The organism is Weissella sagaensis (genome assembly GCF_005405285.1).
GTDB classification, from domain to species: domain Bacteria; phylum Bacillota; class Bacilli; order Lactobacillales; family Lactobacillaceae; genus Weissella; species Weissella sagaensis.
Genome location: NZ_BJDT01000001.1, coordinates 238911 through 257599, shown reverse-complemented (window position 1 = coordinate 257599; position 18689 = coordinate 238911). Strand labels below are relative to the sequence as shown.

General features: G+C 37.6%; 15 protein-coding genes and 2 tRNA genes. 3 read left to right on the top strand and 14 right to left on the bottom strand.

Going from position 1 to position 18689, the window contains the following annotated elements:
- Positions 1-15: 15 nt before the first annotated feature.
- From FFM55_RS01250 to FFM55_RS01215, 8 genes are all read right to left on the bottom strand, one after another.
- On the bottom strand, positions 16-1044 hold the full coding sequence (locus FFM55_RS01250) for an L-threonylcarbamoyladenylate synthase (RefSeq protein WP_042491959.1): 1029 nt from the start codon (positions 1042-1044) through the stop codon (positions 16-18).
- Positions 1045-1046: 2 nt separating this feature from the next.
- On the bottom strand, positions 1047-1907 hold the full coding sequence (gene prmC, locus FFM55_RS01245) for a peptide chain release factor N(5)-glutamine methyltransferase (RefSeq protein WP_042491960.1): 861 nt from the start codon (positions 1905-1907) through the stop codon (positions 1047-1049).
- 4 nt (positions 1908-1911) lie between these two features.
- Positions 1912-2997 carry a peptide chain release factor 1 gene (gene prfA / locus FFM55_RS01240; protein WP_137600386.1) on the bottom strand — a complete coding sequence of 362 codons (1086 nt, stop codon included), beginning with the start codon at positions 2995-2997 and terminating at the stop codon, positions 1912-1914.
- 19 nt (positions 2998-3016) lie between these two features.
- Positions 3017-3619 carry a thymidine kinase gene (locus FFM55_RS01235; protein WP_042491964.1) on the bottom strand — a complete coding sequence of 201 codons (603 nt, stop codon included), beginning with the start codon at positions 3617-3619 and terminating at the stop codon, positions 3017-3019.
- Positions 3620-3854: 235 nt separating this feature from the next.
- Positions 3855-4562: a type 1 glutamine amidotransferase gene (locus FFM55_RS01230; RefSeq protein WP_042491966.1), complete on the bottom strand. Its 708-nt coding sequence runs from the start codon at positions 4560-4562 to the stop codon at positions 3855-3857.
- 4 nt (positions 4563-4566) lie between these two features.
- A complete protein-coding gene (locus FFM55_RS01225) occupies positions 4567-5919 on the bottom strand; it encodes a Mur ligase family protein (RefSeq protein ID WP_042491967.1) in 1353 nt (450 codons plus the stop codon).
- Between the two features lie 152 nt (positions 5920-6071).
- The gene (locus FFM55_RS01220) at positions 6072-7037 is read right to left on the bottom strand and encodes a type I phosphomannose isomerase catalytic subunit (RefSeq protein WP_137600385.1); all 966 of its coding nucleotides are present in this window, start codon (positions 7035-7037) and stop codon (positions 6072-6074) included.
- A gap of 24 nt (positions 7038-7061) precedes the next feature.
- The gene (locus tag FFM55_RS01215; RefSeq protein ID WP_042491970.1) at positions 7062-7784 is read right to left on the bottom strand and encodes a MucBP domain-containing protein; all 723 of its coding nucleotides are present in this window, start codon (positions 7782-7784) and stop codon (positions 7062-7064) included.
- Positions 7785-8175: 391 nt separating this feature from the next.
- Here FFM55_RS01215 and FFM55_RS01210 point away from each other — a divergent pair.
- Together FFM55_RS01210 and FFM55_RS01205 are read left to right on the top strand one after the other, a co-directional pair.
- Positions 8176-8247, top strand: a tRNA-Asn gene (locus FFM55_RS01210).
- Positions 8248-8299: 52 nt separating this feature from the next.
- Positions 8300-8371 (top strand) — tRNA-Asn (locus FFM55_RS01205).
- Between the two features lie 134 nt (positions 8372-8505).
- Here FFM55_RS01205 and FFM55_RS01200 read toward each other — a convergent pair.
- Together FFM55_RS01200 and FFM55_RS01195 are read right to left on the bottom strand one after the other, a co-directional pair.
- Positions 8506-10284, bottom strand: a complete 1779-nt coding sequence (locus FFM55_RS01200; RefSeq protein WP_042491973.1) for an adenine deaminase C-terminal domain-containing protein — start codon at positions 10282-10284, stop codon at positions 8506-8508.
- 19 nt (positions 10285-10303) lie between these two features.
- Positions 10304-11656, bottom strand: coding sequence for an NCS2 family permease (locus FFM55_RS01195; RefSeq protein ID WP_137600384.1), 1353 nt, complete (start codon positions 11654-11656; stop codon positions 10304-10306).
- Positions 11657-11834: 178 nt separating this feature from the next.
- Between FFM55_RS01195 and add the strand changes: the two genes are divergently transcribed.
- The gene (gene add / locus FFM55_RS01190) at positions 11835-12845 is read left to right on the top strand and encodes an adenosine deaminase (RefSeq protein ID WP_042491975.1); all 1011 of its coding nucleotides are present in this window, start codon (positions 11835-11837) and stop codon (positions 12843-12845) included.
- A 53-nt stretch (positions 12846-12898) separates the two neighbouring features.
- On the opposite strand, the gene FFM55_RS01185 is transcribed toward add, so the two are convergent.
- The 4 genes from FFM55_RS01185 to FFM55_RS01170 form a co-directional block, all read right to left on the bottom strand.
- The gene (locus FFM55_RS01185; protein ID WP_042491976.1) at positions 12899-13633 is read right to left on the bottom strand and encodes an SDR family NAD(P)-dependent oxidoreductase; all 735 of its coding nucleotides are present in this window, start codon (positions 13631-13633) and stop codon (positions 12899-12901) included.
- A gap of 193 nt (positions 13634-13826) precedes the next feature.
- Positions 13827-15614, bottom strand: coding sequence for an ABC transporter ATP-binding protein (locus FFM55_RS01180; RefSeq protein WP_042491977.1), 1788 nt, complete (start codon positions 15612-15614; stop codon positions 13827-13829).
- Positions 15604-17331 (bottom strand): ABC transporter ATP-binding protein, encoded by a 1728-nt coding sequence (locus FFM55_RS01175; RefSeq protein ID WP_042491979.1) that lies wholly within the window; start codon positions 17329-17331, stop codon positions 15604-15606. The genes FFM55_RS01180 and FFM55_RS01175 overlap by 11 nt, the downstream gene beginning before the upstream one ends.
- Positions 17332-17516: 185 nt before the next feature.
- A complete protein-coding gene (locus tag FFM55_RS01170) occupies positions 17517-18611 on the bottom strand; it encodes a DUF871 domain-containing protein (protein ID WP_042491983.1) in 1095 nt (364 codons plus the stop codon).
- Between the last annotated feature and the right edge of the window lie 78 nt (positions 18612-18689).

Genomic DNA, 18689 nt, shown 5'->3' with positions numbered 1-18689 from the left:
ATCAGTCAAAACAGGTTAATTATTCAGTAACTCACTAATCCAATGTCCACCAGCCGCTTTACCCAACCGGTTGTTATAAGCACCATTTACATCTAATTGTGGCAATGCTGCTACCAGAATCGTTTGGACATCCTTTTTATCATCAAAATAGCGTAACCCTGCAAACAACTTGGCTGCAGCGGTCTCGTTATTATCACCTAACGACCAGATAAAATCCATCCCTGCCAATTGGTGCTGACGAATTAAATCATTTGTCAACATTAGGCCAACTGGCTCTAATTGCGCTTGCATCCAAATAATGGCTTGCGTCCAATCTTTTGGAGCGACCATATACACATTTTTATCTGGTGCATAATGACGGTATTTCATTCCTGGCGCCTTTGGCGTTTCGTTATCCGCAACATGATGAATTTCAGAATCCACAGTAGTTTGTAACACCGCTTCAATTTGTGCAGGTGTAATCTTTCCCGGACGTAAAACAGCTGGCATGTTAGCAGATAAATCAAGAACAGTTGACTCTACCCCAATTTTTGTTGGGCCATCATCTAAAATCCCCGCAATCTTACCATGCAAATCGTGATAAACATGTTTTGCTAAGGTTGGGGATGGCTTCCCAGACGTATTTGCAGACGGACCAACAAGTGGGGTTTGACTTGCCCGAATTAATTGGCGCGTTGCGTCATTATCCGGTAAGCGTACGGCAACTGTATCTAAACCGCCCGTAACTGTCAATGACAACTTGCCTGGTTTAACTGGCAAAATCATCGTTAAAGGCCCTGGCCAGTATGCTGACATTAACTTTTGAGCTTGCTCATTGACAATTGCAAATTCAGAAACTTGTTCTGGATCAGCAACGTGCACAATTAATGGATTATCAGAAGGCCGACCTTTTGCTGCATATACTTTACTAACAGCTTCTTCATTAAAAGCATCCGCACCTAATCCATAAACTGTTTCTGTTGGAAAGGCGACTAACGCACCGCGCTTAATAGCCCGTGCTGCTGCGTCCATTTCATCAACCGTCCATATTTTTGTTTCTATCATTTCTACATCTCCCGCAATACTTTAATCATTCGGTCATGACCACTTAAATCTTGGTGTAAAGTTACTTGCACATTTGGCAAAGCAGCAAACAGATCAACTAAGGTTTGTCCTTGTTGATACCCTATCTCAAAATAGGCTGCACCACCAGGATTTAGGTAATTAAGGAGGCCGGTTGCAATTTTTTTATACACTGCTAATCCACTGTCATCTGCATATAAAGCAACATCTGGTTCAAAAGCAACCACTGATTCGTCCATTAATAATTGCTCATCACGATCAATATATGGTGGGTTGGCCACAATAATATCAAACGTCCCTGTTACATCTGTAAACAGATCACTAGCTAAAAACGTAACTGCCGGTGCATATAATTGCGCATTTTCTTTGGCCACAGCCAAAGCGTCTTTAGAAATATCAGATCCTAAGACATGCCATGCAGGCCGTTGCGCTTTGAGCGTAACAGCTATTGCTCCTGAACCAGTGCCGATATCTAAAACCGTTTTAGGTGTTTTATTTGAATAATCTTTTAAAATCCATTCCACTAATTCTTCAGTTTCTTGACGCGGAATTAACACACGCCGATCAACATTAAATTCACGACCATAAAAAGCAGCATGTCCCAGCGCATATTGAACCGGTTGCCCACCTTTAATTGCTCGCACTGCCACCATGAAACGTAAACGTTTTTCATCTTCCAGTACAGTATTTGAATTATTAGCTAATTGCGCATAATTCCAATCCATCATACCCGTTAGTAGATAATCAATTTGTGACATACGTTCTATTTCATCATGAATATAGGGTTCAAGTTGCCAATCACCCCACTCACGAACCGCTTGAATCGTCCATTGTTCATCAAACATATTTTTATCCTTGCTTTAATGACTCTAGCTTTGCTGTTTGATCAGCAATCAACAAGGCATCAATCACATCTGCTAATTCACCGTTCATAATACGATCCAACTTATTCAATGACAGCCCAATTCGGTGGTCAGTCACACGATTTTGTGGGTAGTTATATGTTCGGATACGTTCTGAACGATCACCAGTTCCAACAGCTGTCTTACGTTGTTGCGCATATTCAGCCTCATTTTGTGATGCATAGTAATCATAAACACGTGTCTTTAAAATTTCCATTGCCTTGGCACGATTTTGTTGTTGTGAACGTTGATCTTGCATTGCAACAACAATTCCCGTAGGCAAGTGGGTCATACGAACAGCAGATGACGTCTTATTAATGTGTTGTCCACCAGCACCAGATGAACGATAAACATCGACACGCAAATCTTTATCTTCAATTTCAATGTCGACATCTTCATACTCTGGCATCACACCAACTGTTGCCGTTGATGTATGCACACGTCCAGCTGATTCCGTCTCAGGAACTCGTTGTACACGATGCGCACCATTCTCAAACTTTAATTTTGAGTAGACGTTATCCCCAGTAATCATCAAAACAATTTCTTTGTAACCACCAATTTCTGTCTTATTTTCATCGATGATTTCAACTTGCCAATTTTGTTTTTCAGCATAGCGTACATACATATCGTAAAGATCAGCTGCAAACAATGCACCTTCATCACCACCAGCAGCCCCATGAATTTCCATGATAATATTCTTATCATCATTAGGATCTTTAGGAAGCAACAAAATCTTTAATTCTTCTTCAACGATTTCTTTTTCAGCACGTAATTCCTTTAATTCTTCTTTAGCTAATTCTTCTAATTCTGAATCGTTAGCTTCCTCACGTAAAATTTCTTCGTTTTCAGCAATGCTATCAGTAACATCTTTATAATGCTTATACTTTTCAACGGTATCGCGGAGGCTACCTTCTTCTTTAGATAACGCCAAGAAACGCTTGGTGTCAGCAATCACTTCAGGATCTGAAATCATTTCGCTGACTTCTTCGTATCGATCCACAACAGATTGCACTTTTTCAAAAATTTCATCCATAATGCTCTTCTCCTTTAATTTATTCCTTATTTATCGATGTTCGTCGTGCTAAAGCGACTAAATCTGGTTGATTATAATGTTTACGACAAACAGGCATATAAGCTTCGTCACCACCGATTTGGACTTGTTCACCTTCGTATACAGGTTGCCCATTTGAAAAGCGTAGGTTCATAACTGCTTTACGACCGCAGAATGAACAAAGTGTCTTCATTTCCTCAATTTTATCTGCATAAATAAGCAAGGCTTCTGAACCAGGAAATAATTGATTAAATGCATCATTTTTTAGACCAAACGTTAACACTGGAATGTTAAGTTCATCAACAACCCGCGTTAACTGCAATACTTGCGCCTTAGTCATAAATTGCGCCTCATCAATTAAGACAGCTGCAATACTCTTTTGCTTTGAAATTAATTCAAACAGATCGTCAGCAGCTTGTATCGCCCTAGCAGAACGTTGCATACCAATCCTAGAAGCAATTTCACCAACGCCAGACCGATTATCTAACGCACTTGTTAGTAATAATACTTGACGTTGTTGCACTTCATAATTATGAGCAACTTTTAAAATTTCAATACTCTTACCACTGGCCATTGCACCGTAGCGAAAAAATAATTGCGCCATGCTTTTCCTGCCTTTCTCCTGTAAAACTCTGATTTACACTCCATTCTAGTATAACAAAATTGTAAATAAAAAAAAGACACTGCGACAAAAGGAAAATTAAATCTATCATCACATAATTATCTCAAATTGGTGACGTAAAATAACGAATTTAAAAAGCAGCAAGTCACTTCAGCAACTTACTGCTTTATCAGGATAAACGCACCGCTTAATGCGGTCATCTCAATTCTTGATTAATTTAGAAAAATTCTGGTGTAATGGTTGCAATTTTTTGCTGCCAATCAACTTGTGGATACTTACGGTCCAATATAAGTTGAAGCATATGTAAAGCCAAATTACCATTACGCGTTAAAATTGGGCCATGAAAATAAGTGCCATACGCATTTTTATAAACCAGACCTTCACCACCATCTTCGCCGTTATTACCATTTCCTTTGATAATTTCCCCTAAAGGACGTTCATTATCTCCCAAAAAAGTCCGACCTTGATGATTCTCAAAGCCATGATATTCCAAACCATTTACCTCATCTTTAATGGTTACATTCCCAATGAACCGACTATCAGGCTGATTAAGCGTATAGTGGCTAAGTGCACCAATGCCTTTTACCTTGGTACCATCTGCTAAAATAAAATACTGACCAATCAATTGAAAACCACCGCACACACCCAAGAAAGGACCATCATCTTCAATATAAGCCTTTAGTGCTACTGCTTTTTTGGGCAAATCTTCAGCAACAATCATTTGTTCATAATCTTGACCGCCACCAAACAAAACAAAATCGTAGTCTTCAGCATCAAAATCATCCTCTAACGAAACAATATGTTGTTCAACAACGACACCAATCTTTTGTGCGTAATAACGTAAAGCGACGATATTACCAAAATCACCATAGGTATTCATTAAATCACCATATAAATGAGCAGCATTAATTTTATATTCAGCCATTAATTTAATCTCCCATTCCTGTATTAATGTACCCTTGTTGCTTTAAAGTTGCTCGCAATTGCAACATAGCTGTATAAGTTGCCAAAATATAAACTCGCTTCGTTGGCATACTTGCAATTGCAGGCACAATTTGTTGTAAATCCTGATAAACGGGATGGTCACCAAAACCAGCCATTTTTAAACGAACATACAAATCTTTATAACGTTCACCACCCGTTGCCACTGCTTGAATACCAGTATCATGCAATGACTCAAAATCAGCATCCCAAATCCAACTTGTATCAATACCATCTGCATAATTAGCATTAAGCAATGCCAACATCGAAAATGGTTGATCGTCCGTCTTCATCATATCAATAACTTGATTTGCCCCCACTGGATTTTTGATGAGCACAATCGTGACTTCTTTATCTTTAACCTTAACAGACTCTTGACGGCCAAAAATTTGGGCATTTGATGAAAAGGCATGTTGAATTTGTTCAGCTGAAACACCCATAAACCGTCCCACTGCATATGCTGCTAGTGCATTATAGATATTGTACATACCACCAATTTCAATTTGGTAAGTTACACCATCAATATCAAAATTTGATGAAATCGGAGTTAACTTATTCAAACTTGTCACAGCATAATCTAGTGCTGGTCGCTTAAAATCATCAGTTACTGAGAAATAATCACCCTGATTGCCAAATGTTATAAAATGGTATCGTAAAACTGAATTATCTGTCGGTGATAAAACACCATCGGTATTATGCGGTGCACGCATGCTATTAGTTGTTTGTAAATGATTGAAGCCAAAATAAACCTTAGGATTTGGTAAATCACCACGCATAAAAATTGGTGAATCAGCATTTGCAATTACCGTTGCTTCTGGAAATAGACGAATACCTTTTAAGATTTTTTCATAGGTCGTATAAATCTCGCCATATCGGTCTAATTGATCACGAAAAATATTTGTTAAGACAAAAGCTTTGGGCTTCAATTGACGCGCAACTGACTCAACATTAGCTTCATCAACTTCTAGTAGCGCAATTGGTCGTTGCGTTTTGTCCTGAAGTTTAGCAGTCAACATGGTTCCTGTAATCCCTTGCATCATATTTGATCCAGAAGGATTAGTAATAACATCTGCATATTTTTCACGTAATACTCGTGTCGTTAACGTTGTCGTCAACGTCTTACCATTAGTCCCTGTAATTAAAATAACATCATATTTTTCAGCATAATTTTTCATTACGTCTGGGTCAATTTTAGTTGCTAGTTTACCCGGTAGCGATGTACCTCCGCGATGTAAAACACCATGTAACAGCGTATATGTACTTTTACCAACAAAAGTTGCTAATCCACTTTTAAGGCTCATGCCATCCTCCTAATCGTGTCAGTTAGTCACGCATATTTTTCGTATTTTTAAATTCATTGCTCATATAAGCATCTAACAAATTTTACCATTTTAAATAAATAAAAACACCACCGCTAATTTTTATACGTTGGTGTGCTTATTTACTTTAAACATTATAATGATTTTGGACCAGGTGTCGTTGTCATCAAAGTTGCTTCGCCTGCCAAATGCCATGACTGCACATCGTTTGGCAAAATAAAGCTAGCAGCCTTATTCAGATGATAGGTTGCACCATCAACAGTCAAATCAACTTGCCCTGCAACAACTGTTGCTAGCGTATAAGGTGCTGTTGCATTCAACGATGCTTTACCAGCAAGTTCCCATTTCACAACATTGAAATAAGGTGCTGAAACTAAATTAGTTATTGTCAAATCACCAACATGTGACACAATCTGAGCTGGCTTTTCTGGCACAAATGGTACCGATGTCACCTTTTTTGCGTCTGCTAAATGTAAATCACGTTTCTGACCAGTCTTAGCATCAACGCGATCAAAATCATAAACACGGTAAGTAACATCTGAAGATTGCTGCGACTCTAAAGTCAAAACACCTGCACCCAATGCGTGCAAAGTCCCTGATGGTACATAAAAGAAATCACCAGCTTTGACAGGTACTTTTTGTAGTAAATGATCCCAGTCACCCGTATCGACTGCTTGATCAAACGCCGCCTTATCAGTTGCAGTATGACCATAATAAATCATAGCCCCAGGCTTAGCAGCCAATATATACCACGATTCTGTTTTCCCTAATTCGCCAGCATGTTCCCTAGCATATTGATCATCAGGATGTACTTGAACTGATAGGTCTTGATGTGCATCTAAAATTTTTACTAACAACGGAAAAGGACGCTCAACATCCTGATTAGCAAACAACTGTGGCTCATCGTGCCACAATTGTGCCACTGTTTTACCAGCATATTCACCATTTATAACAGATACAACACCATTAGGATGACCAGAAATCACCCAAGCTTCACCAGTTGTTTCTGACGGAATATCCAAATCATAAATATCACGTAGCGCCGTACCACCCCAAATTTTTTCATGTAATGTTGGTTTTAAAATCAATGGTTCTGTCATTATATCCCCCTATTATGATGTTTTTTAAACGTCTAATGCTGCATAAATACTTGAAATCCATCCTTGCTGTGCGATGTGATACCAAGTAACTTGTGCTGAATCAACAACCTTTTCCGTTATTTCAATTTCAACACCATGTTGTATTCGTCCAATTTCACGGCCATATGGTTGTGCATAAACTGCAATATCTGCGCCTGGAATATAGTCCACACTTCCCGTTGCATTGTAAGCAACAGGTTGCCAATTCGTTGTACGTTGCCAATCAGCTGCCGGGCGTTGATTACGGCCATCATTATTCGCTAATTTCATAACTTTCATGTCATACTTCACCCATCTTGAATCTGCTAATTGATACCAAAATTCACCGGTGCGTGATGCCATTCGTTGCGATACTTTAGCAATTGATCCTGACCACAATTTTTGTCCAATTGCAGTTTGATTTTCAATAGAAATCATTGGTTGTACTTCAGAAAAAATATGTAAATATTTATCTGTCAGTGCTTGTGTTTCAGCCACTTGTGCATGCCGATAATAAAACGTTATCGTATGCGTATCTTCTTGTGTAAAGACTCCCGCAGTAACACCAGCTGCAGACACAAAACGATAACCATCAATTTCTTGTGGTTCAACATTAAAGGTCTCACCAACATGCCCTTCAATCAATCTCGCACGTACAATTGCAGCCTTTGAATCAATATCTTTGGCATAAACCCAGATTGGCATTCCCATTAGTTGAAATTCAGCCATTTGCGTCGCCCCCTCATCGTTTTTTATTATCTCTATCATACCAATTAAATTGTATTTTTTCTTGCTTTATTATTCTTTTTCTTCACAGCTCTATCAATATAGCGTTCTATTAAGATTAAGTTTTTTTCATTTAACTTGTTGACTTTTAATTTTATAAATTATATATTATCAACACGTGCTAATTAATTAGTACCTATTAATCTTCACAAATTCAGCTTAATATTTGCTCTAATCATAGCAAACGACTTATAACTGAGGTTAACTAAAAACAATAAAATCATTTATTAGACAGCGTTACTTTATATAAAAATAAAATTAAAAAACATTCATTTTTATAGTTGATTTTTAATAAAAAGCATTGTATAGTTAATTTATTGATTTAAACAATTATTGCTCTGTAGTTCAGTGGTAGAATAACTCACTGTTAATGAGGAGGTCGCTGGTTCGAACCCAGCCAGAGCAGTTACATAAGTATCATGTAGTACTTATGTCTAATCATTTAATCAATCAATTTTTGCTCTGTAGTTCAGTGGTAGAATAACTCACTGTTAATGAGGAGGCCGCTGGTTCGAACCCAGCCAGAGCAGTAATCAAAATAAAAGCACCGAAACGTTACCAAGTTCGATGCTTTTTTCATGTAAAAAGAATCAAAACAAATACATAATCATATAAAAAGCAAGTAATTATCTAAAAAATAATTGCTTGCCTTTTTTCATAATTTTTACTTTTCTAAAGAAAGAATTGGATCAAAATACTTTAAGTTCGGATAATCAACATTCCCCCCATCCGTTAATGCCAAATCTGGAATTGACGTAATGGGTAAAAACGATAGGTAGAATAATGGATCTGGTAATTGGCTACCCAATTGACGAGCTGCCTCTTTCAAATCAAGTTCTTTTTGCGCTAATTCATTCGGTGTCATGTCAGTATTAATACCTGCAATTGGTAATTCGAGCAATGAAATAACTTGACCATCAACAACCACAACTTGACCACCACCACAAGCAATTAAGGTATTAGCAGCTAAAGCCATATCTTGCGGATTAACACCTGCAACAACTAAGTTATTATCATCAGGTGCCATTGTCGTTGCAATAGCACCTCGTTTAATTGACCAACCCGAGATAAATCCACGTGCATGATTACCATTAACCCCATAGCGTTCAATAACTGATGCCAATGCAACATCATCTGCCACACTTGGTTGCACAACCCCTTCTATAACCGGCAATGTCACATCTAAACGCTTACGAACAAATGGTCCCACACTATTAATCGTTTGTACCACTGCTTGCTTGGCATCATCTGCCACACGATAAGCAAAATCATCTGCCGTTAAATTATGATGATGAACCGTATCTAAAATATTTGCACGACGCTTTGGTGGCATAAATGCAATCTGTTCTTCATCTGCAACTGTCACAATCTCTCCCTTGCTGATAACAGTTTCCACGTTAAACGAAGTTGGGTCATCAACCAACAAAATATCTGCTTGCTTGCCTGGTGCAACTGAACCAATCTGATCATCAACATGATAAGCTTCTGCGCCATTAATCGTCGCCATTTGAATAGCTGTCATTGGACTAACACCCGCTTGAATGGCTAGTTTAACCATATGATCTAAATGACCATGTGTCAAAATATCGTGTGCATTAACATCATCAGTACAAAAACTCGTATGACGCGCAACATTAGCTGTATTTTCGGTAATGGCTTTAATATTTTCAGCCAAAAATTTTGTAACTGATGATTCCCGAATAACAACGTGTAACCCCTTACGTGCTTTTTCTAAAAATTCTTCATGACTATAACTTTCATGATCAATATGGACACCGCCCATCAAAAATTGATTCAAGTCTTTGCTCGTAGCCATAGGTGAGCAACCAAAAATCGGCTTATGATACTTTTGTGCTGCTAAAATTGCCCGCAGCGTATCTTCGTCTTTTGTTTGAATAGCTTCTCGGACAGTTTCCCATACACCATACGTTTGTTCTAAAGCTTGATATTTATCATGGTCTGCACCAGTAACATTATAGGCAACTGTTGATTCTGGAATCGTATAAGGTGTCTTGTAAGGTAATCCCCAGAATACTTTCATCGGTAACTTAGCCAATTCATCAAACACTTCCGTTAATCCGTCTAAACCAACCACTGAAATGTACTCATCTAAACCTGATACAATACTGGTCGTCCCGTGAGGCACAACTGCTTGTGCGAACCGTGTCAAACTCAATTTACTACATTCAACGTGGATATGCCCATCAATTAGCCCTGGCACAATATATTTGCCCGTTGCGTCAATATGTTTCGTATCCTCATTAAGATAATCTGAAACATCAGCGTCCACTGCAACAATGCGATCGTGATAAATTGCAACATTTGCTTTGTAATATTCTGCCGTATCTACATTTACCAAGGTACCATTTTCAATTACAATATCGGCTGCAATCTTTGCTGCCCCAGCATCAATATAATTTCCCAATTCTGCTAAAGTCGTCATTTTACTCCCCATTCCCTAATTACTGTTTTGGTAACACATTTAAAACATACAATAATACAACAAAGACAATTAACATTGCCCACATAATGCCATTCACTTCCTTACGGCGACCAGCAGCTGTCATTAAGATTGGATAAGTCAAAAATCCAAAAGCGATTCCGTATGAAATGTTATACGTCAGTGGCATACCGACAACCGTTAAAAATGCCGGGAGTGCTAATTCGAATTCATCCCAGTGAATTTCACGTAATGATGATGCCATCATGACACCGACAATAATTAACGCAGGTGCTGTCACCTGATTCGTAACAACAGCTAGCAATGGTGAAAAGAGCAAACTAAACAAGAATAATACACCCGTCGTAATTGACGTTAAACCAGTCTTACCACCCATTGAAATACCCGCAGAAGATTCAACATAAGCAGCCGTTGGTGTCGTTCCCATAACAGCACCACCTAACATTGAAAGTGAGTCAGCCATTAGGGCGCGACCGATACGTGGCATCTTACCATTTTTCATAATACCTGCTTGTTGTGCTAAGCCAATCAAAGTTCCGGCAGTGTCAAAAAATGCAACCAATAAAAATACTAAAACAACTGCCCACATTTGAGGATCAAGCATCGACGGTAAATTTGTAACCCCCACACCAAATGTTGGCTTCAAACTAGGGGCCATCGAAATAAGGTGTTCAGGCATCGGGATCAAACCAGTTACCAAACCAATAATTGCTGTCGCTACAATCCCAATAAAAATCGCTCCTGGTACACGCTTAGCCATTAAAATAGCAATGATAAAGACGCCGGCAATCGTCAACCAAGTTGTTGGTACAGTTAATGAGCCAATTGCTACTAACGAAGACTTATCAGCAACAATTAGGCCACCACCTTGTAGGCCAACGAAAGCAATAAAAATACCAATTCCAGCAGCCATGGCATATTTTAAATCTTGTGGTATTGCATCAATGACAACTTCTCGTACTTTTAAAAATGACAAGATTGTAAACAAAACTGATGCAACAAACACACCAGCCATCGCTTTTTGCCAAGGAATTCCCATCCCCAAAACAACCGAAAAAGCGAAGAACGCATTATCACCTAACCCTGGTGCAATGGCAATCGGATAATTTGCTAATACCCCCATCAACACACAACCAATAATTGCTGCTAAAGCAGTTGCCGTGAACACAGCACCTTTGTCCATACCTGCAGCACCCAAAATACTTGGATTAACAAATAAGATATATGCCATCGATACAAACGTTGTAACGCCGGCTAATATTTCACGTTTAACCGTTGAATTTTGCGCCGAAACATGGAAAAACTTATCTAAAAAACCAGTCGGTTGTACTTTAGACCCATCAAACTCATTCATGATTACTCTATCTCCTCTTGATTTCATGAAAACTTTCAATCAACAAATCGAATTATCACATACATTAAAAGTAATTTCAATACCAAAAGTTCGTATTTTGAAAGTTGACTAATATAAAAACAATGGTAAAATCAGTTTGTATAGTGATTATAACAGCAAAAGGGGAACAATAAACGTTATGACTGTAACACGTGAGTTTACACAAAACATGCCAAAAGCCGAACTTCATTTGCATATCGAAGGGACGCTAGAGCCAGAATTAAAATTAAAATTAGCCAAACGCAATCATATTAATATCGGACAAGAAACAATCGATGAAGTTAAAAAGACTTACGAATACGATGACTTAGCTTCCTTCTTGGGTGTTTATTATCCAGCAATGAATGTTTTACAACATGAACAAGATTTTTATGAATTAGCTTTTAACTATCTACAACGTGCTGCTAAAAACAACGTTCGCCACGTTGAAATTTTCTTTGATCCTCAAGCACATACTAGTCGTGGCGTTAGTTTTGAAGACGTCATTAATGGTTTGCATCGTGCTATCGTAGATGCCCGTGCTTTAAATATTGACGCTGATTTAATCATGTGTTTCTTGCGTGACTTTTCAAAGGAATCTGCGCGTAAAACCCTTGCACAAGCTTTACCTTACAAAGATATGTTCATCGGTGTCGGTCTCGACTCTGACGAACATAATAATCCGCCGCTAAAATTTGCACGTCAATTCGAAGATGCTAAGGCAGCTGGTCTACATTTGACTGCACACTGTGATATTGATCAAAAAGATTCAATTGAACACATTCGGCAAGCTCTTGAATTAATGGACGTTGAACGTCTTGATCACGGTACAAATATCGTTGAAGATCCTGACTTAGTTGATTTTGTCGTTAAACACCATATTGGTTTAACTTCATGCCCTCTTTCAAACACCTATGTTTCACCAAAGATGAAAGGTGACGAAGTCTTGTCGTTGTTAGAACGTGATGCGAAAGTATCGATTCACTCTGATGATCCTGCTTACTTTGGTGGGTATATTGCGGATAACTATTACGCATTAGCAACTGCCTATGATTTAACCAAAGAACAAATCATCAAACTCGCTCGTAATGCATTTGAGACATCATGGATTAGCGATGAAAAGAAAGCCATTTATATTAAAGAATTAAATGATTATGCCAAAATAAATTAAATGGCATAACAAAAGAGGTTTAGAATTTTTCTAAACCTCTTTTTATTATTTATTTAGATTGCTGTATAACCACCATCAACTAGCAATGTTGTCCCGTTAACAAATGATGCATCATCACTTGCCAAGAATGAAACAACCTTACCAATTTCTTCAGGCTTACCCAAACGTCCTGCTGGATGCAAAGCAACTAATGCTTCCTTATCGGCACCAGCAATTAATGGTGTATCAATGTAACCTGGTGCTACTGCGTTAACACGAATACCTTCAGATGCATAAGTTGCACCTAACGTTTGTGTCAATAGCTTGACACCACCTTTGGCTGATGCATAAGCTGTCACACCAACTTTACCGACAAAACTGTGAATTGATCCCATATTAACAACAGCACCACCGTGCCCTTGCTTTTGCATTTGTTCAATGGCGTATTTATCAGATAAGAACACGCCACTCAAATTAATATCAATGGTATCTGACCACTGCTTATATGACATATCGGTAATATTACCATCACGGGCAATTCCAGCATTAGCAACCATAATATCTAGTGAACCAAAACGACTCACTGCTTTTTCAATAACATTTTTAACATCTTCTTCAACAGTGACATCAGTCTTAACAAACAAAACGCGACTCTCATCCCCCAATGATGCAGCCACTTCATCACCTTTATCAGAAAAATCAGCAATTACAACTTTTGCCCCTTCAGACAATAAGCTTTTTACAGAAGCTAACCCAATTCCTGAAGCACCCCCAGTAACAATTGCAACTTTATCCGTAAATTTTCCCATAAGTTTATCCCCTCTCAAATAACACAATGTTTACCTGTCTATAGGACTATTTTACAATGGTATTCCTAAATTTAGCAAGCGCTTTCAATTATTTTTTGTGATTTATTTCACTATATTAAAAAGCAAATAAAAAAGAGTTGCCAATACAACCCGTTTAACGTGCTTGCATGACAACTCTTTTATAATTTTACTTTTACTCAAACATCATTTGATTCTTGTACAAACTAGCATAGAAACCATCCTGGGCTAACAAGCTCTCATGGTTACCTTGTTCAATAATATTACCATCCTTTAGCACAACAATTTTATCAGCATTTAAGATTGTCTTTAAACGATGCGCAATCACAAAACTTGTTCGGCCAGCAATCACATTATCCATCGCACGTTGAATACGTTCTTCTGTAACAGTATCAACGTTTGACGTTGCCTCATCTAGAATCAATAAATCTGGTTCTGTCAAAATCGTACGCGCAATTGATAACAATTGTTTTTGACCAGTTGAGAATACCGAATTTTCATCTGAAATTTGGGTATCATAACCATTTTCTAATGTCATAATAAAGTCATGAATATTTGCCTGCTTAGCCGCATCAATCACTTCTTCATCAGTTGCATCTTCCTTACCAAAAGTGATATTATCACGAACTGTTCCAGTAAATAGCACTGATTCTTGTAACACAATACCCACGTGATCACGCAATGCGGTCAAATCCATTTGACGAATATCAACCCCATCAAATAACACAGCACCCGAAGTCACATCGTAAAAACGGTTCAACAGATTCATCACCGTTGTTTTTCCCGAACCAGTCGGACCAACTAACGCAACCATTTCACCCTTTTTAACATCAATATTAATACCATGAATAATTTCACGATCTTGATTATAACCGAAATGAACATCTTGTAATTTAACATCATTCTTAATGCCATTAAACTGCACACCATCGGCTGGTTTAATTTCATCATCTTGTGCCAAAATTTCGTTAACACGATGTACACCTGTCATCGCTTGTTGCATCATATTATAAAGTGACGTAATTTGTGAAATTGGTTGGAAATATTGTTGTGAAAACGATACGAATGTCACAATCAACCCTAGCCCGGCTGCCCGTGATGCGACATCACCAGATAAAGCTTGTGTCGCACCAAAGAAAATCACAATTCCCAAATTAACCAATCCCAAACCTTGCATAATTGGGTTTAATATATTCGACCATGCTTGTGAATAAACCATTGCATGACGTACTTTATTATTATGTTCAATAAAACCAGCAATTGACTTTTCTTGTAAGCCATTCGTGATAATTACTTTTTCACCATTAATTTGTTCATTAATATAACCATTTAAATGACCCACTTCAGCTTGTTGAATATCAACATACTTTTTAGCTTGGATCATAATGATAAAACCAACAATAATAACAACTGGTGTTGAGGCCATCGTGACAGTTGCCATCTTAGGGCTCTCATTAAACATCATCCAAATAACACCAATGAACATTACCACTTGTTGCAATATCTGAAAAACAGCGTTATTCATCGCATTGAAAATATTATCCAAATCAGATGTAAAGCGTGATAAGATTTCACCGTCTTGGTGATTGTCGAAATAACGTACCGTCATTCGTTGCAACTTAGCAAACAAACCTTTTCGCATATCATTAACTGATTTTGGTGCAACAACTGCTTGCGTCAAAGCATTTAAAAATAGTGCAATTAAAATCATCAACGTAAAGCCGGCAAACAAGAACAAAGCTTGATGGAAATCAGCCAAACTAGCTTGACTCTTTGTAACGGGATTTAGATAGGTCATCAAATATTTTGATAATTCCGTAATTGAACGTCCCATGTAAACTGGTGCCTTAACTTGTAACCAAGTTGCTGTGACTGTCAAAACAAGAATCGCTAGCAAAGACCACTTAAACCGCTTCAAATAATGTGAAAAGAAACGAATTGATTCAGACAAATTATTTGTCATCGTGGCGCACCTCCTTTGCTTCTTGTGTTTCATAAATTTCACGATAAACAGGTGATGTTTCTAATAGCTCGCTATGTGGGCCATAAGCAACTAATTTTCCTTCATCCAATACAATAATATTATCTGCATTAATGACGGATGAAACTTTTTCAGCAATAATAAAGGTTGTTGTTTCATTTAATTGCTCATCGAGCGCCTCTTTAACCAATTTTTCCGAACGTGCATCCAATGCAGACGTTGAGTCATCCAAAATCAGTATCTTAGGTGACGCAATGACACCTCGAGCAATTGATAAACGTTGTTTTTGTCCACCAGAGTAATTAGCTGAACGCTCTTCCACCACATGGTTATATTTATCATCATATTGTTCAATAAATTCAGATGCTTGCGCAATATCAGCTGCGCGTTTCATATCTGATTCGTCAGCTGTTGCTAGTCCTTGCCTGAAATTATCGGCGATAGTTCCTGAAAATAGTGTTGCTTTTTGTTGTACAAAAGCAACGGCATCACGTAATGAAGATTCATCAACAGTTTTTAAATCGACACCACCAATTTTAACTGACCCTGATGTTGGATCATAAATGCGGGGAATCAATTGTGCCAATGTTGATTTACCAGATCCAGTGGCACCAACAATACCAATCATTTGACCAGATTCAGTCGTAAAACTAATATTTTTAAGTGTTGGCTTTTCCTCACCATCATACGTAAAACTAACATTATCAAATGCGACACGACCATCTGTAATTTTCTGACCATCTTCGCGATATGACAATTCTGCTTCAGTTGTCATAATTTCTTGAATACGACCCATTGATACTAGCGCACGTGTTGCAAATGATAACATCATCCCACCAACAATAATGGCATTCATGATAATCATAATATAATTAGTAAAACCAGTAACTTGCGCTAACAAGCCCGGATCAGTATCAACCATATTTCCAACTAAATAAATAGCGACTACCATTAATCCTTGCCCAATAAACATAAATGCCGGCATAACCATGGCAAAGAAATAACCAATTTCAATGTTGACGTCTTTTAACTCATCTGAAACATTGGTAAAGCGCTCTTCTTCAGACTTTTCTTGGTTAAATGACTTAACAACGCGCACACCTTGCAAGTTTTCTTTAACTTTATTATTAACTTTATCAATCAACCCTTGAATACGGCCAAACTTTTTACCAATATGCGTTGCCACATAATAAGCAACTGAACCAACCAAAATTACCATAACAAGGATGATCCACCATAATTGTGGAATTGAACGTACTGCCAAAATAAAGCCACCAATAAACAGAATCGGCATCCGCATTAGTGGTTGCAGCACTAGCATCAAAACATTTTGAATTTGTGTCACATCATTAGTTAATCGAACAACTAAGTTTCCAACTGAGAACTTTTCAATATTCGCAAATGAAAATGTCTGAATTTTACGATAGGCACTTTCACGTACATCAGCCGCCATACCTTGTGATGCACGCGCAGCAAAAATCGTATTAACAATTCCTGCCACTAATCCAATCACTGCTAAAATTAATAATTGTAGCCCAATTTGATTAACTTTATTCAAATTATCGTCTGTAATAGCTTGGACAATATTACTTAACAATGTGGGTTGCAATAGCATCGCAACTGATGAAATTACAACCATTAGGATAGCAATCATTAGGTCAAATTTATAGCCTTTCCAATAAGGCTTTAACAACTTCATTTGCTATTCCTCCAAATATTTAATTTTTATCCGTGTAGTACGCTATTGTATCACTTGTTATGTCATTTTTGTTAATTTAGTTCACAATTTTTCAAAAACTATTATAACGAATAACGACGCTAACCTTGATTACTCTAAATCAAAAGCTAGCGTCATTATTACTAGTAACCTTGAATGATTCATAACTAATCAGCTGCTGTTAACTGGAATTTAATCCAAGGTTTAATAAAGTCCAACAAAAATATTTCATCGTCACTAATATGACCAATCTTATTTTTACGGGGCTCTCTATGTGGTTCTAACACGATTTGTAATTCATTCTTATAAACACCAAAATCATCATTACCAATCAACACGTCACCACGCTCAAATTGTTGGCTATTATCATGCGGTTGATTAGCTACTGCTTGATACGTAACTCGTGGCATTGTCGAACGAATAACGGTTTCATTAATATCACCACGGCGGAAATGTTGGGATTCTAATGCAATGGTCTTTTCAATATCATTCACATCGTCATTAAAAATCACCGGCAAAGTCAATTGATAACGATTTAAGCGACTTAAACTAGCTAATTCTTTCTCACTGGCATAGGCATTCCCAATAATCACATCATCAATCAAGCCCGTACTAAATAAATGCTTCGCTTGAACGTCAATCGGTAAGTGGCGATCCATTTCTAAAGTAGGTAACCCATCATTGACATTCCAAGGTCCAATAGTCCCTACCTGACTAGCAACAAAGGCTGCAGTATGGATACCATATTTTTTAAATCGCTTGCTACATGCAATAAAGTAGTCATAAGGTAGTCCTGTACCAACCTGAGGATAAAAATTATGACAACCATAAATAAAGGGTTCATTAGCTTGATGACTAATAATATTATTCAGATAATCAACGTCATTGCTTGCATTTAACTCAATAATTAAGTTGTAGGGATTAAATGATAAAAGTGCCTCAGTTGCACCATCAAATGATTGATCTAATCGAATACCAGCAACGTGTAAGTCATTAAAAAAAGACAAATCGTCATATGAAATATGCAATTGATCAAAGATACGTGGGGAAACATCAATAATTGTTTCATAACCCAACTCATTACCAAAATCCACAATACGTTGATACTTCAACTTAGTCTCTGCTGCCGAACCACTAACTTCCAACATACTCATAAAAATGCGTGTAAAGCCATACTGATGTCCCAAAATTAAATACGCTTTATCTTCTTCAAAATCACTATGATCTGGATAAATTGATAATCCTAATTGTCGCTTTGTCATATAATCCCCCTGTCTAGCAAAAGCTAATTCTAAAACTAACAGGCCTTAAACCTGCCAATTATTTTGGTAGGTTTAAAG

Excerpts from the sequence above, each read along its gene's own strand:
- FFM55_RS01250 (WP_042491959.1), bottom strand. The coding sequence starts at position 1,044 with ATGATAGAAACAAAAATATGGACGGTTGATGAAATGGACGCAGCAGCA.
- prmC (WP_042491960.1), bottom strand. The coding sequence starts at position 1,907 with ATGTTTGATGAACAATGGACGATTCAAGCGGTTCGTGAGTGGGGTGAT.
- prfA (WP_137600386.1), bottom strand. The coding sequence starts at position 2,997 with ATGGATGAAATTTTTGAAAAAGTGCAATCTGTTGTGGATCGATACGAA.
- FFM55_RS01235 (WP_042491964.1), bottom strand. The coding sequence starts at position 3,619 with ATGGCGCAATTATTTTTTCGCTACGGTGCAATGGCCAGTGGTAAGAGT.
- FFM55_RS01230 (WP_042491966.1), bottom strand. The coding sequence starts at position 4,562 with ATGGCTGAATATAAAATTAATGCTGCTCATTTATATGGTGATTTAATG.
- FFM55_RS01225 (WP_042491967.1), bottom strand. The coding sequence starts at position 5,919 with ATGAGCCTTAAAAGTGGATTAGCAACTTTTGTTGGTAAAAGTACATAT.
- FFM55_RS01220 (WP_137600385.1), bottom strand. The coding sequence starts at position 7,037 with ATGACAGAACCATTGATTTTAAAACCAACATTACATGAAAAAATTTGG.
- FFM55_RS01215 (WP_042491970.1), bottom strand. The coding sequence starts at position 7,784 with ATGGCTGAATTTCAACTAATGGGAATGCCAATCTGGGTTTATGCCAAA.
- FFM55_RS01200 (WP_042491973.1), bottom strand. The coding sequence starts at position 10,284 with ATGACGACTTTAGCAGAATTGGGAAATTATATTGATGCTGGGGCAGCA.
- FFM55_RS01195 (WP_137600384.1), bottom strand. The coding sequence starts at position 11,656 with ATGAATGAGTTTGATGGGTCTAAAGTACAACCGACTGGTTTTTTAGAT.
- add (WP_042491975.1), top strand. The coding sequence starts at position 11,835 with ATGACTGTAACACGTGAGTTTACACAAAACATGCCAAAAGCCGAACTT.
- FFM55_RS01185 (WP_042491976.1), bottom strand. The coding sequence starts at position 13,633 with ATGGGAAAATTTACGGATAAAGTTGCAATTGTTACTGGGGGTGCTTCA.
- FFM55_RS01180 (WP_042491977.1), bottom strand. The coding sequence starts at position 15,614 with ATGACAAATAATTTGTCTGAATCAATTCGTTTCTTTTCACATTATTTG.
- FFM55_RS01175 (WP_042491979.1), bottom strand. The coding sequence starts at position 17,331 with ATGAAGTTGTTAAAGCCTTATTGGAAAGGCTATAAATTTGACCTAATG.
- FFM55_RS01170 (WP_042491983.1), bottom strand. The coding sequence starts at position 18,611 with ATGACAAAGCGACAATTAGGATTATCAATTTATCCAGATCATAGTGAT.